The organism is Paenibacillus alba, assembly GCF_013204855.1.
GTDB lineage: Bacteria > Bacillota > Bacilli > Paenibacillales > NBRC-103111 > Paenibacillus_E > Paenibacillus_E alba.
In genome coordinates, this window is the sequence record NZ_JABMKZ010000038.1 from 65,626 (window position 1) to 79,054 (window position 13,429).

Consider the following 13,429-nt stretch of genomic DNA (forward strand, 5'->3'; position numbering starts at 1 on the left):
ATCCACTTGGGTAGCTGCCATGTTAATGCACTCATTTATACATACTTACATTCTGGAGGGTGATACCTATGCAATTGGATTATTTGCTGCGTGTTATTTTAGCTGGAATTTGTGGAGCGCTTGTTGGGTATGAGCGTAAAAATCGAATGAAAGAAGCGGGTATTCGGACGCATTTTGTTGTAGCTCTTGGTGCTTCTCTTATGATGGTGATTTCAAAATACGGGTTTCAAGACCAAATTGGCTGGGATAACCTGGCGTTCGATCCTTCACGGATTGCTGCCCAAGTAGTAAGCGGGGTCGGATTTCTTGGAGCCGGCATGATTTTCATGCAGCGACAGACCATTAAAGGCTTAACAACAGCAGCCGGTATTTGGGCTACCGCTGGGATTGGTATGGCGATTGGTGCCGGTTTATACGTATTGGGCGGGGGCGTGACAATCATCATTCTGCTTGCTCAAAAGCTTCTGCATGGCCGTTTTCACTGGCTCACAACTCCCAAAACAGAGCAATTGGTGATTCGAATGACGAATGATACCGGAACTACGCAGGCCATTCAACAACTGCTTGAAGATAAAAAGATTGCGATTCTGAGCTTTCATGCCGAAGGGAACGGAACCAACTCGGATGAAATTGTGCTGGAGATGATTGTTCGATTCCCCGGCTCCTACCGAGCAGAACAACTGCTGCCTATCGTACAGGAGGCTCCGTTCGTGAAATCGATCGAGCTTAAGTAATCATTGAAAGGAGTCCACTCCGATGACAACCGCAAAAATATCATCCTACCGCATCCCACTCTTCTGCGCGGTGACCTTGCTGTTCTGGATGTCTATGTATACGAGCGTTCCCATTATGGCACCCTATGTGGAGTTCCTTGGCGGAAATCACCAGCTTGCAGGGTGGATTGTCGGGATGTACGGCATCTCCCAGATGCTGCTGCGCATCCCTGTCGGGATCATGTCGGATCGCTTCCATAAGCGCAAGCTATTTATTACTTTCGGGCTGTTCTTCACGGCGATTGCCGGTTTGGGACTATGGTTCACGCATGACTTTACGTGGATTCTTATTCTGCGTGCTTTAGCGGGCGCGGCAGCAGCCACATGGGTTGATTTTACAGTATTGTTCACAAGCTACTATAAGCATGAAGAATCCACGAAAGCGATCGGTACGATTTCTTTCTTTAATTCCCTTGGACAGGTGCTTGGTATTCTCTCCGCTGGTTGGGCGGCGGACGCTCTGGGCTGGGAAGCAGCCTTTCTGCTAGGGGCCGGACTAGGCCTTATAGGGTTGGCAGGCTCCCTCTTCCTTGTAGAGAAAGTTGAGCCCGACGCTCCAAAAATAACGCTGCGCGGCATCGGTGACGTCGCCACAGATCGAACGCTGCTGTTCGTCTCACTGCTTGCGATTCTGTCTCAAGTGCTGATCTTTGCGACCGTTTTTGGATTCACGCCTGTCTATGCAACGGAGCTTGGCGCTGATAAGTTTTCCTTATCCATGCTTTCGTTGTTTGCCAATGTGCCTGTTGCTATAGCTTCTCTCTTTGGTGGAAGGCGCTGGGCGGCCCGCTACGGGGAGAAACGCATGGTCGTTTGGGGCTTTGCTTTAATGGGAATATTTACATTCACAATTCCTTTTACACATCACCTTTGGATGCTCATGATCACACAAGCCATCGCTGGCTTTGGCCGAGGACTTTCATTTACGTTGCTGATGGGAATGAGTATTAAGCATATGTCTGCCGATAAACGGGCAACCGCGATGGGCTTCTTTCAGGCGATTTATGGCCTTGGCATGTTCGTAGGCCCTGTTCTAATGGGGGTTATCAGCGACTGGTTCTCTTTGAACGAAGGGTTCATCGTTCTAGGGATACTTGGTATCCTGAGCGCAGTTCTATCGCAATGGTTCGTTCAAAATCGCGCCTCTAAACAGCCAACCCAGCCTGGCCGTCCATCGGCATCGCTTTAATAACGGTGAACGAATCTTAGGGATTCGTTCTTTTTCTTTTTCAGACACATGCAGGGGTCGATGGAAGACCCTTCGTCTATTCATGCGGAGAGGAGGAGAAGCTTATTCAGGAACATGCCCTTGTTGAGCGCATTTTGAATGGCGATGAGTCAGCGTTCCGCGAGCTGGTCAGCACTTATCGGCACTATGTGTTCCAAACGATTTATGCGATTGTACGTCATACCAAAGATGCCGAAGATTTATCTCAAGATGTATGGACTCGGATCTACTTCTCCCTCCCCCAGTACCAGATGAAGGGTCTCAAAACCTGGATTACACGCATTGCTGTAAATCGTTCCATTGATTTCAAACGTTCAGCGAATCGGAAAAGAGAAGATACGACAGCGGAGATGGAGATATCTGTACAAGCTGCTGCCGAGCCCTTATTTCATCAACAACGTGTGGTTGAACACGAGGTTATCATGAATGAAACCGCTCAGCTTGTACGGAAGCGGCTGCATCAAATTCCACCTAATTATCAAGAGGTTCTAACGGCCTATTATATCCAACATCAATCCTATCAAGATATTGCCGATGCGCATGGCATCACGGTTAAAACCGTCGAGTCCAAGCTGTATCGGGCTAAACAGTGGCTCCGGAAAAATTGGAAGGAGGAGGATTTCTTGTGAAACATTACGATCAAGCTGCGTGGACGAGTTACCTGAACCAAATGCTGCCTGCCATGGAGATGGAAGCAATGGAGACTCATTTGTACCGTTGTGAGGAATGTTTGAGCGTCTACATGATTTGTATGGAAGATCCGTCCTTGTCACTTCCTTCATTGGAAGTCGACACTGAGCAGTATGTCCATGCAATTATTGCGCGAACTACGGGAACGAAGCGTTCCTGGTACCGCTCAACCCTGCTGCATTATGGCATCGCCGCTGCGGCTACACTAATTCTGGTAGCTACCGGGTTCTTTCATGGTTTATCACAAGAATTAAATCCGTCCTCTCTTCAGAAAGAGCTTCCTGTTTCCGATGTATGGCTGAATAAGACGCTAGGGTGGCTGGATACTTTACAACAAGCTCCAAACAAAGGAGGTTCTCAACCATGAATCCAATACAACACAAAAGCAGTGTACTAGCATTTTTGCTTTCTTTCATCCCTGGTTTTGGCCATTTGTATATGCAGCGGTTATTGCGTGCTTTTTTATATGGCGCCGGGTTTTTCGGTCCGATGTTTCTCATCTTCGTCGGCATTTATATTAATCGCTTACCCGGGAAATTTCTATTTCTGTTGGCTTTATTCGCCGCTTTCACTTGGATCGTCAACATGATTGATATGATCGTTTACTTGCTGGGCTCACAGCCTTATCGTGTCCCCTCTTACGGCGCTCCTCATTCTTACGACCCTCAATCGCCAGAGTGGGAATCGTCCCCAGGTGCTAACCCTTATGCCTATCAGGCGAATCAGCAAGAACGAACCAGAGTTATCCTGCTGTCATTTGTCCCAGGTCTCGGTCATTTTCAGCTCGGCCTGATGCAGCGCGGCCTAACGGCGATGGTTTCCTTCTTCGGGGTTGCCATCCTCGTCTTCTTCATTACGATCATGACGCACAATAATGGCTTCGTAGCGTTTCTTCTGGCTTTGCCGGTGCTTTGGTTCTACACCATGTTCGACGCCCTGAAACAGCAGGAGCGCAAGCAGGCCGGTCTAGGGCTCGTCGATCGCAGCATGTTCGATGATTTTCATCTTGGCGATGAATTCGGCCGTAAGAACCGGACTTTGGCGACAATAATCGCCATTTTCCCTGGGGCCGCGCACCTGTATCTGTCGATGAACAAGCGGGGCATACAATTGATGGCGATTTTCCTATTTTCCATTTATGTGCTCGATGTCCTGAGGTTGTCCCTCTTCCTTTTTCTCATTCCGATTTTGTGGTTCTTCAGCTTCTTCGATGCTTTACAGAGCATTACGCGATATGAAAATGGGACGCTGATCGATAAACCGATCGTTGAGAACTGGACACAATACCATCGCTCTATCGGCTTTGTGCTTATCTTGCTCGGCGGTTATTACATCTTCAAAGAAATCGTGTCCCAATTCATATATCAGTTGTTCCCGCATTCGAACTATATGTATTGGTTAAATAGCTTTGGCCAAACCTTCATCGTTGCGCTGATTCTAATTGTAGGTGGCATCAAACTGTTCTTTTATCGGAAAAAGCAGGCGTTTGACGCTGAATTTCATCCAGATCCCGCGTTTTCATCCTACTCGCCTTTCATTTCTGAGGAGGAGGAGAAGCAACATTTCTCAAATCCCCCCGAAACAGACGAAAAAAAGAACCCCTAAGGGTTCTTTTTTTTGTCGGCGTTTATGATTTCTTTTAAAACATGTTACACGTAAACCTTTAGGAAAATCTGCTTATAAAACACGGTAAGTGTCTTTGGCACATCCCCTCCAGCCTGATTATAACAGGTAGAAAAGTCCTCTTTGCAACGGTTGTTTCCCTTTCGCTGAATGCTCCAACGGAACCACACCTCTCTGCTCACCGACAAATATAGTATGTCCGGCTTCGTGAATTTTAAACATTTTGTAAAGATTTTTTATGATGAAAATCCTCAGACACCGCCATGGCCTTCGCCATGCTGATTTGCTCTTGAATGATTTCTGTTTTTCACTTTTTTAGAGCCGGAGAGCGGCTCTTGATTTCCGTTGTGATCACTATTTTTCACGGAACCATTTTGCACAAGATTATTCCCGGCAGAATATGATTTTTGTTTCGACATAGGTAGACCACCTCTCTAGTTTTCTTCGTGATTAAGCGCATCTTGATGTCTATGATCATTCACTTGCTGCTGAACCTGCTGGGCCTGATGACTGTTCACTGGGCTAGCCTCGAAATCCTTGGCAACATTCTGCAAGTTTTTATCGACTGCTTTCTGTTTGGTCATAGTGAGCTCTCCCTCCGCCGCTAGGCGTGTGTGACTTTCTGCAAAGCTTGCGCGCATTCATGGATATGACGAATATAGTCATCGATCAGATTCTGCACGACATCGCCGCGCTCATCAATGTGCGTCGTCCCTTGCTGCACGTCTGTCAGTTCGACCTTAATCTCTCTGTCGTCAACGTAGGTGACCTTAAAATCGATGGTGTAGCCCGTATGCCCTGCTGCCATAATATGAACCCAAAGTGCGTTAGAATCGGCCTCATCGGCCCATACACGCGCCTGATCGGTTGGCTGCAGCGTTGTCGGGAGTACTCGAGCCCATTCGCTTACGAGTTCGGCTTGATTCACGGTTAGCTTGTCTGTATTGCTCATAGGTAACACCTCCACATGTATAAAATGCCGAGGCGCGCCGTCTTTTATCCCTCCCAATTAATGAGGATATAGGCAACAAAAAAAGCCACACGATTCAAAGGAATCGCATGACTTCTTAGTTGGGGTATTACCATGGTTACGGAGAGGGTGGGATTCGAACCCACGGAGACCTTGCGACCTCGGCGGTTTTCAAGACCGCTGCCTTAAACCACTCGACCACCTCTCCACGTAGGTGTCTCCCGGTAAGGAGACAACCTTGTGCAGTGACAAAAAGCATTGTAGCATAAATTCTTGGGTAGAATCAAGTACTATTTTTTTGTGATCACTTTTATGCCATTCATGTAAGGAATAAGCACGTCCGGCACGACGATCGAGCCGTCCGCTTGCTGGTAGTTCTCAAGGATCGCTGCCACCGTGCGTCCAAGCGCTAAGCCCGATCCGTTCAATGTATGTACGAATTCCGGCTTCGCTTTCGCATCGCGGCGGAAACGAATATTAGCTCTGCGAGCTTGGAAGTCCTCGAAGTTGCTGCAGGACGAGATCTCACGGTAAACGGCGCTGTTCGGCAGCCAAACCTCCAAATCGTACGTCTTCGCCGATGTGAAGCCAATATCTCCTGTGCAGAGAGACAGCACACGGTATGGCAGACCCAGCAGCTGTAAGACGCGCTCAGCATGCCCTGTAAGCTTCTCTAGCTCTTCATAGGAGTCTTCGGGCTTAACAAGCTTAACGAGCTCAATTTTGTTGAATTGGTGCTGTCTGATCAGCCCTCTTGTATCTCGACCCGCAGACCCTGCTTCCGAGCGGAAACAAGCACTGAACGCGACGAAATTAACAGGCAGCTGTTCATTGGTTAAAATATCTTCACGGTGATAGTTGGTTACCGGAACTTCCGCAGTCGGAATCAGGAATAAATCCGAATTCTCTACTTTAAACACATCTTCCTCGAACTTTGGAAGCTGGCCTGTGCCCGTCAAGCTGTCACGGTTTACGATATAAGGAGGCAGCATTTCTTCATACCCATGCTCATCGCTGTGCAGGTCCATCATGAAGTTAATTAACGCCCGCTCCAGCCTTGCGCCGAGGCCCTTGTAGAATACAAAACGCGATCCCGTCACCTTCGCCGCAGCTTCAAAATCCAGAATGCCTAGCTCCTGCGCAACTTCCCAATGCGGCTTCACTTCAAAATCGAACTGAGGTATATCGCCTACGCGGCGAAGCTCCACATTCTCTTCTTCTGTGCGACCAACAGGGACGCTGGAGTGGGGCATATTCGGGATAGCGAGCAGGACATGCTGCAAGGACTCATCCAAGACGCGAATCTCGTCATCGAGCTCTTTAATTCGGTCTCCAACGATCTTCATTTCCTGAATCAGATCGTCTGCATTCTCGCCGGCTCTTTTGCGGCCGGCAACCTCTTGAGACACGGTATTCCGGCGGTTTTTGAGCTGCTCTGTTTCCTGCAGAAGCTCTCTACGCTTAATATCGAGCTCGGTGAAGCCATTAAGCTCTTCAATTTGTTTTCCTCGGTTTTGCATTGCAGCTTGTACCGCTGCCAGATCACTGCGAAGTAACTTTACATCAAACAAGGAGATTCCTCCGTTAGCGCAAAATGGTTAGAATATGGAAGCAAGCACCTTTACCGGCACTCCGGTGAGTTCAAGGTGCTTGTACCATTAATTATGCTTGTCTTTGCTTTACCATATCCAAGAAATAGCTGTGCAGACGGAAATCGTCCGTCAGCTCAGGGTGGAAAGAGGCCGCAAGGAGATGCCCTTGCTGCGCCGCAACGATCTGGCCGTCATACGTAGCCAGCACATCCACATCCGGTCCCACTTTCTCAATCAGTGGAGCACGGATGAAGACCGCGCGAACGTTCTCGTCGATGCCTTTGATCGGCAAGTCCGTCTCAAAGCTTTCGCGTTGACGCCCGAACGCGTTGCGAGCCACCGTGATATCCATCAGCCCAAGATGGGCTTCCGGCTGTCCGGTGATCTCTTTCGCGATCACAATCAAACCCGCGCAGGTGCCGAATATCGGCTTGCCTGCCGCAGAAAAAGCCTGAAGCGCCTCGATGAATCCATAGGTGCGCATCAGCTTGCCGATGGTCGTACTCTCTCCACCGGGCAGAATTATACCATCTAGTTCGGCTAACTGCTCCGTGCGTTTAACAACAACGCCCTCGGCACCCGCCTTCTCAATACCGCGAATATGCTCCGCTACCGCGCCTTGCAGCGCGAGAACCCCAATCTTCGTCATTACCAGCCGCGCTCCTGCATACGCTCGGAAGCTTGAAGCTTGGAAATTTCGATTCCCTTCATAGGGGTACCCAGGTTTTTGGAGATTTCAGCGATCAATTTGTAGTCTGTGTAGTGAGTTACTGCCTCTACGATTGCTTTGGCAAATTTCTCAGGGCTGTCGGATTTGAAAATACCCGATCCAACGAATACACCATCAGAACCGAGGTGCATCATAAGCGCAGCATCAGCAGGTGTAGCTACACCGCCAGCAGCAAAGTTAACAACAGGCAATTTGCCTGATTCATGAACTTGCAACAACAATTCATAAGGAGCTCCAAGATTCTTAGCTTCAAACATCAGCTCATCCTTGGACATTCCTTGAATTTTGCGGATTTGGCCTTGAATCGTACGCATGTGACGCACAGCTTCTACGATATTGCCTGTTCCTGGCTCGCCTTTGGTACGAAGCATGGATGCACCTTCACCAATACGACGCAAAGCTTCGCCAAGATCACGGCAACCACATACGAAAGGAACCGTGAAGTCGCGTTTGTTGATGTGGAAAACTTCATCCGCAGGCGTCAAAACTTCACTCTCATCGATATAGTCAACACCTAGAGATTCTAGGACTTTTGCTTCTACGAAATGCCCGATTCTGGCTTTCGCCATAACAGGAATCGAAACCACTCTCATTACATCTTCTACGATTGTTGGATCAGCCATACGGGATACGCCGCCGGCAGCACGAATGTCAGCAGGTACGCGCTCGAGCGCCATAACTGCGGATGCACCAGCTGCTTCTGCGATTTTTGCTTGTTCAGCATTCATGACGTCCATGATGACGCCGCCTTTTTGCATTTCAGCCATACCTGTTTTAACGCGGGATGTTCCTGTTTCCATTCTTTATTTCCTCCTATACCTTTTATGCCAATTTCATGCAGTTATCTGCACGATTCGATAGTAAACTTCTAAACAATCATTTTACATGAAGGAGGGGCATTATACAACTCATTTTCTGGTCTAAGAGCCGCCTTTGATCCCTTTAAACATATCGCTGAAGAAGTTTGTTAAGGAGCGGAACAAGAGTCGAATCCAGCTGCCTTTTTGCACGTCATCATTGGCAATAAGATCAACCGTTTTTTCTTGACCATTGTAGCTGACTTTCACTTTGCCAAGCGTATCGCCCTTCGTAATGGGAGCGACTAATTTGCTTTCTTCAGCCGCTTCTGCCTTGATGGTGAAATCGGTATCCTTCGCACCTTTTCTCGCGATGAAAGTTAGTCCCGTTTTCGTAACAAGAGGAACTTGCGTTTGAACGCCTTTCTTAATGTTTACGAATTTCAAAGAATCTATTTCTTGTTTGGCATTAAGGAAAGGTTTAGTTTCAAAATTATTAAATCCATAATCGAGCAGTTTCCTCGTTTCATTGAATCGTTCCGGCTCCGTCTTGGTTCCCATAACAACCGAAATTAGACGCATACCGTTTCGTTCCGCCGTTCCTGTGAAGCAGTAGCCTGCATCATCCGTCGATCCCGTTTTCAAACCATCAAGGCCTGCATACGAGTACTTTTTGAAATTTGCATTCGTCTGGTTGCCTTCCAGCATCCAGTTCCAATTGATCATTGGCGTTTTGTCCGTCGGTCTAAGCTTCAATGAAGGAATTTTTGTGAATTCTAGTATTTCCTTATGATCCTTAAGGATATTATAGGCAAGGGTTGCTGCATCCCGCGCAGTCATCTTGGTCTCACCCTCAATAGACGCCGGTGGGTTCTTAAGATCAGAACGGGACAGTCCAGTTGCACTAATGAAATGGGCTTTGTCCGACATCCCGAGTTCTTTGGCCTTATCATTCATCATTTTCGCAAAATTTTCTTCCGTGCCTCCAAGCATCTCAGCAAAGGCCACCGAAGCATCATTCGCGGAATAGATGGACATTGCATTAAACATATCTTTAAACGTCAGCGTTTCATTAGCAGCAATCAATTGACCGGATCCTATGACGTCCGCTGCATTTTTACTTGCCGTCACGGGTGAATCCCATTTATATTTGCCATCTTTAATACTTTCCATCGCAAGATACTCTGTCATCATCTTGGCCATGCTTGCCGGAGGGTAAGCCTCGTCCGCATTGAATTCAAAAAGTACAGCCCCTGTGCTAGCTTCCATAATAATAGCTGATTTTGCTGCAATTTTGGGCTCATTAAGTGCTGTTGCTGGTGTTGGCGATGTCGCCGTTGTCGTTGGCGTTGTTGCTGGCGTTGGCGTTGCTGTTGCTGCCGCTGCTGGTTTCTTGGTATCCGCAGCATAGGTTGGTTGTATATGTAAAAGTAAGGATTGAGCAATTAAACTTATACCTAGCACCAAAACAACCTTTTTCTTTGTAAAACGTAAAACTTTCACAATTCCACTCTCCCTAGCATTAATAATGACCGTTAATATTGTAACACACCCTAATAGACAAAAAAAAGAAGACGTAGGTTCAATTCCCACGCCTTAAATTTTAATTTTATTATGACAATTACATCGAGTAGTTTGGTGCTTCTTTCGTAATTTGAATATCGTGAGGGTGGCTCTCTTTTAAGCCGGCTCCTGTGATTCGAATAAATTGCGTATCGTGAATCAATTCCGAAATGTTCCTAGCCCCACAATAGCCCATACCTGAACGCAAACCGCCCACAAGTTGGTACACCGTATCGGCCATGGGCCCTTTGTAGGCAACACGGCCCTCGATACCCTCAGGAACAAGCTTAGACTCATTCTCTTGGAAATAACGATCCTTACTGCCTTCCTTCATCGCCCCTAAAGATCCCATGCCCCGATACACTTTGAATTTACGTCCTTGGAAAATCTCCGACTCGCCTGGGCTTTCATCCGTTCCAGCAAAAAGACTGCCAATCATAACCGCGCTTGCTCCAGCCGCAATCGCTTTGACCACATCACCGGAATACTTAATCCCGCCGTCTGCGATAATAGGAACTCCGAATTCTGCCGCGGCTTGTGCGCAATCATAAATTGCCGTAATTTGTGGAACACCAATCCCGGCAATAACTCTCGTTGTACAAATGGATCCAGGCCCAATTCCAACTTTCACCATGGATGCTCCAGCTTGAATGAGGTCACGGGTACCGTCGCCCGTCGCCACGTTGCCTGCGATGATTGGCAGCTCTGGATATTGCGCTCTAAGCTTTTTCACCGTTTCTGCAATATTGATGTGGTGACCATGAGCTGAATCTACTACGATAACGTCGATTCCAGCTTTTACAAGCGCGGCCGCTCTCTCGAGTACATCCTTAGCAACTCCTACAGCTGCGCCTACTAATAAACGTCCTTGTGCGTCCTTGGCCGAATTAGGGAATTGAATAGCTTTTTCAATATCCTTAATCGTGATTAACCCTTTAAGACCAAAATTGTCATCTACAAGCGGCAGCTTCTCAATCTTATGCTTTTGAAGAATTCCTTCGGCTTGCTGAAGCGTAGTTCCAACCGGAGCCGTGACCAGGTTCTCCTGTGTCATTACTTCTTTAATTTTAATGGAATAGTCATGTACAAAACGCAAGTCGCGATTCGTCAATATGCCGACAAGTTTGTTGGATTCATTCACAATGGGAACACCGGAAATCCGGTATTTAGCCATTAGCTCTTCCGCATCATACACATGGTGCTCAGGTGTTAGCGAGAATGGATTCGTAATTACACCGCTCTCTGAACGCTTTACACGGTCTACATGCTCAGCTTGAAGCTCAATGGTCATATTTTTATGGATAATCCCGATACCGCCTTCACGTGCCATAGCAATAGCAAGCGATGACTCCGTTACTGTATCCATAGCCGAGCTAATAAACGGGATATTTAATTTCACATGAGGTGCAAGAACCGTTGAAACGTCGATCTCCTTACCGAACACTTCTGATTTTCTAGGCACCAACAACACATCATCAAACGTTAAGCCTTCCTTGCCAAACTTGTCTTCCCTCACAACATTTATTCCTCCTTAGAACTGTCGATTCGCATAAAGCTTCTGTTCTTCATTTTTGTATATGATTGCAATCTTAACAAAAGCCTATTTTTCATGTCAAGGAAAAGGCTCAGCTAATGGGATGCCTTTTCTCCGAATAAGACAATTCCGTTAACGATAGGAGTAATTGCTATTCGAATTCCACAGTAAAAACTGTTCAACCCCTTGTTCTTTAGCCGCTTTAATTTGCTCATTCACGTCCGCAGCGCGATAAGTCTTATGCGGTTTCACCCATGTTGCCGTAAAATCTTGATACCAAGGCCTGATTTCTGCTACCTCATTAGAGACCTGCTTAAGCCTCTGGTTCTTTCCATTAGCATCGCTAATAGCCTTGCTCACAATGGCATAGGGCTGTAAATCCGGGTTCTTGACGCCATACATGCCGTTTGAGTAGTGGGATGGATATAACATAGGGGAGATATAATTCACTTGCTTGCTGATACCAGCCCATTCTTGTCCGATGCCCATATCATTGTCGGAAGAAGTCGTTAGACCGAACACATCGGCGGATAAATAAGCCTGCTGTCCAATCTGCTCCTTTGCTCTCTGAAGAAAAGCTTCAATGACCTGAGCCTTCGTCAACTTGTTCGGATTATCGAACCGAACCTCTCTGTCCACTTGCTTCCCATTCTCAGGAAACCTCACATAATCAAATTGTATTTCGTCAAAACCCAACTGTGCTGCTTCCTTGGCAATTTGGATATTGTAATCCCACACAGCTTCCTTATAGGGATCTACCCAAGCTATACCTTTGTTATCTTTCCATACAGCGCCCGTTGAGCTTTGCATGGCATAATTACTTTTCTTCTTACTCAAATAAGGATCTTTAAAAACAACAACCCGCGCAATCGAATAGATCTTCTTCTCCTTCAATATTTGCAGCTTGGCTTTCAGATCTTGAATAATGACGTTGCTGCTCGCTCCAATTTCGTTCACTGCCGGTACCGTAGAGGCATATGTAACTTGTCCGGAATCGTTTTTCACATCGATAACCATCGCATTCAAATCCGTTTGCTCCACCAACGTTAGGAGTTGTTCAAATTTATTACCCACGGCGGACCATGCCGATACATAAATGCCTTTCACAACCTGCTTTGCAGCCTTCGGCGGGAGAGCAGCAGACACTTCAGCCTTCATTGCTTTCGCTTCCGGCAAAGGTGCAGGAATCTTGTGGCCTAATTCGTTTAGACTTTCCGCTCGATTAACCTCATTCTTAATCGAGTCCATCTTAGCTGAACAACCTGAAACTACTTGCATCACCATGCACCCAAAAAGAATAACGCTTAATCGCTTCGTATTTGTTGATAAACACATACCAATCCCTCCTCATAGGGCTAGTATGGTTTATTCCACGCTATTGTACTGATGTAAAAAAAAGAGTCCTCATGGAATTTTTTCCATAAGGACTCTGCTATTTCTTAGATTGCATTGTTTGTGATAAAAAGTTTAGAGTTACGTACGAAAGGGAACTAGGATACGCTATATGCGGAAAAAAGGGGAGATTTCTATCGAAACGGAACTACGATCCGCTATATGTCCAAAAAGATCGGTTGATTAAGCATTTTGGAGGAATTAGCGTACTGTAGTTCCGTTTGCCCGCGAATTCGCTCCAATTTTAATGAAATAGCGTATCCTAGTTCCGTTTCGGCTAAATGTCTGAAGTTGTTTAGTTCAGAAAAAAACCTTAAGGATTGTACTGCGGCGATACCATGGTTGACTTGAAACGCAGATTCCATTGTTACAGAAAAAAAGCCTTTATAAGATTTCTCTTATAAAGGCTTCCTATTGTTGCTTGGCAACGTTCTACTCTCCCAGAACCCTGCGGTTCAAGTACCATCGACGCTGGAGGGCTTAACGGTCGTGTTCGAGATGGGAACGCGTGGGTCCCCTCCGCCATCATCACCAAAC

14 protein-coding genes, 1 tRNA gene and 1 rRNA gene are annotated in these 13,429 nt (G+C 46.8%); 5 read left to right on the forward strand and 11 right to left on the reverse strand.

The features are described 5' to 3' along the window. Positions 1-68 precede the first annotated feature (68 nt). The 5 genes from HQN90_RS31015 to HQN90_RS31035 all read left to right on the forward strand — a co-directional run bounded on the left by HQN90_RS31015 (position 69) and on the right by HQN90_RS31035 (position 4,296). Positions 69-734 (forward strand): MgtC/SapB family protein, encoded by a 666-nt coding sequence (locus tag HQN90_RS31015; RefSeq protein ID WP_173226340.1) that lies wholly within the window; start codon positions 69-71, stop codon positions 732-734. Positions 735-756: 22 nt separating this feature from the next. Next, positions 757-1,962, forward strand: coding sequence for an MFS transporter (locus tag HQN90_RS31020; protein ID WP_173226341.1), 1,206 nt, complete (start codon positions 757-759; stop codon positions 1,960-1,962). Between the two features lie 134 nt (positions 1,963-2,096). Beyond that, positions 2,097-2,630 (forward strand): RNA polymerase sigma factor, encoded by a 534-nt coding sequence (locus HQN90_RS31025; protein ID WP_216855512.1) that lies wholly within the window; start codon positions 2,097-2,099, stop codon positions 2,628-2,630. After that, positions 2,627-3,058, forward strand: coding sequence for a hypothetical protein (locus HQN90_RS31030; RefSeq protein ID WP_173226343.1), 432 nt, complete (start codon positions 2,627-2,629; stop codon positions 3,056-3,058). The genes HQN90_RS31025 and HQN90_RS31030 overlap by 4 nt, the downstream gene beginning before the upstream one ends. Then, on the forward strand, positions 3,055-4,296 hold the full coding sequence (locus HQN90_RS31035; protein WP_216855513.1) for a hypothetical protein: 1,242 nt from the start codon (positions 3,055-3,057) through the stop codon (positions 4,294-4,296). The genes HQN90_RS31030 and HQN90_RS31035 overlap by 4 nt, the downstream gene beginning before the upstream one ends. Positions 4,297-4,565: 269 nt before the next feature. Here the strand turns inward: HQN90_RS31035 and HQN90_RS31040 are convergent, their stop codons facing one another. The 11 genes from HQN90_RS31040 to rrf form a co-directional block, all read right to left on the reverse strand. Then, complete coding sequence (locus HQN90_RS31040; RefSeq protein WP_173226345.1) at positions 4,566-4,733, reverse strand: small acid-soluble spore protein P; 168 nt, start codon at positions 4,731-4,733, stop codon at positions 4,566-4,568. Positions 4,734-4,748: 15 nt separating this feature from the next. Further along, a complete protein-coding gene (locus HQN90_RS31045) occupies positions 4,749-4,898 on the reverse strand; it encodes a hypothetical protein (protein WP_173226347.1) in 150 nt (49 codons plus the stop codon). Between the two features lie 20 nt (positions 4,899-4,918). Further along, on the reverse strand, positions 4,919-5,266 hold the full coding sequence (locus HQN90_RS31050; RefSeq protein WP_173226349.1) for a hypothetical protein: 348 nt from the start codon (positions 5,264-5,266) through the stop codon (positions 4,919-4,921). A 139-nt stretch (positions 5,267-5,405) separates the two neighbouring features. Then, positions 5,406-5,492 (reverse strand) — tRNA-Ser (locus HQN90_RS31055). Between the two features lie 82 nt (positions 5,493-5,574). Beyond that, on the reverse strand, positions 5,575-6,855 hold the full coding sequence (serS, locus tag HQN90_RS31060; protein ID WP_173226351.1) for a serine--tRNA ligase: 1,281 nt from the start codon (positions 6,853-6,855) through the stop codon (positions 5,575-5,577). A 91-nt stretch (positions 6,856-6,946) separates the two neighbouring features. Further along, positions 6,947-7,525 (reverse strand): pyridoxal 5'-phosphate synthase glutaminase subunit PdxT, encoded by a 579-nt coding sequence (gene pdxT, locus HQN90_RS31065; protein WP_079416926.1) that lies wholly within the window; start codon positions 7,523-7,525, stop codon positions 6,947-6,949. Continuing rightward, the gene (gene pdxS, locus HQN90_RS31070) at positions 7,525-8,406 is read right to left on the reverse strand and encodes a pyridoxal 5'-phosphate synthase lyase subunit PdxS (RefSeq protein ID WP_079416924.1); all 882 of its coding nucleotides are present in this window, start codon (positions 8,404-8,406) and stop codon (positions 7,525-7,527) included. Before pdxS ends, pdxT begins: the two co-directional genes overlap by 1 nt. Positions 8,407-8,526: 120 nt before the next feature. Then, positions 8,527-9,906, reverse strand: a complete 1,380-nt coding sequence (locus tag HQN90_RS31075) for a D-alanyl-D-alanine carboxypeptidase family protein (RefSeq protein WP_338042410.1) — start codon at positions 9,904-9,906, stop codon at positions 8,527-8,529. Positions 9,907-10,024: 118 nt separating this feature from the next. Continuing rightward, on the reverse strand, positions 10,025-11,482 hold the full coding sequence (gene guaB / locus HQN90_RS31080; protein WP_173226353.1) for an IMP dehydrogenase: 1,458 nt from the start codon (positions 11,480-11,482) through the stop codon (positions 10,025-10,027). 150 nt (positions 11,483-11,632) lie between these two features. Further along, positions 11,633-12,835 carry a putative glycoside hydrolase gene (locus tag HQN90_RS31085; protein ID WP_246362924.1) on the reverse strand — a complete coding sequence of 401 codons (1,203 nt, stop codon included), beginning with the start codon at positions 12,833-12,835 and terminating at the stop codon, positions 11,633-11,635. Between the two features lie 476 nt (positions 12,836-13,311). Continuing rightward, positions 13,312-13,428, reverse strand: a 5S ribosomal RNA gene (gene rrf, locus HQN90_RS31090). Between the last annotated feature and the right edge of the window lies 1 nt (position 13,429).

What these genes read in the sequence shown, in the direction of transcription:
- HQN90_RS31015 (WP_173226340.1), top strand. Translation starts at nt 69, where the DNA reads ATGCAATTGGATTATTTGCTGCGTGTTATTTTAGCTGGAATTTGTGGA.
- HQN90_RS31020 (WP_173226341.1), top strand. Translation starts at nt 757, where the DNA reads ATGACAACCGCAAAAATATCATCCTACCGCATCCCACTCTTCTGCGCG.
- HQN90_RS31035 (WP_216855513.1), top strand. Translation starts at nt 3,055, where the DNA reads ATGAATCCAATACAACACAAAAGCAGTGTACTAGCATTTTTGCTTTCT.
- HQN90_RS31040 (WP_173226345.1), bottom strand. Translation starts at nt 4,733, where the DNA reads ATGTCGAAACAAAAATCATATTCTGCCGGGAATAATCTTGTGCAAAAT.
- HQN90_RS31045 (WP_173226347.1), bottom strand. Translation starts at nt 4,898, where the DNA reads ATGACCAAACAGAAAGCAGTCGATAAAAACTTGCAGAATGTTGCCAAG.
- HQN90_RS31050 (WP_173226349.1), bottom strand. Translation starts at nt 5,266, where the DNA reads ATGAGCAATACAGACAAGCTAACCGTGAATCAAGCCGAACTCGTAAGC.
- pdxT (WP_079416926.1), bottom strand. Translation starts at nt 7,525, where the DNA reads ATGACGAAGATTGGGGTTCTCGCGCTGCAAGGCGCGGTAGCGGAGCAT.
- pdxS (WP_079416924.1), bottom strand. Translation starts at nt 8,406, where the DNA reads ATGGAAACAGGAACATCCCGCGTTAAAACAGGTATGGCTGAAATGCAA.
- HQN90_RS31085 (WP_246362924.1), bottom strand. Translation starts at nt 12,835, where the DNA reads ATGTGTTTATCAACAAATACGAAGCGATTAAGCGTTATTCTTTTTGGG.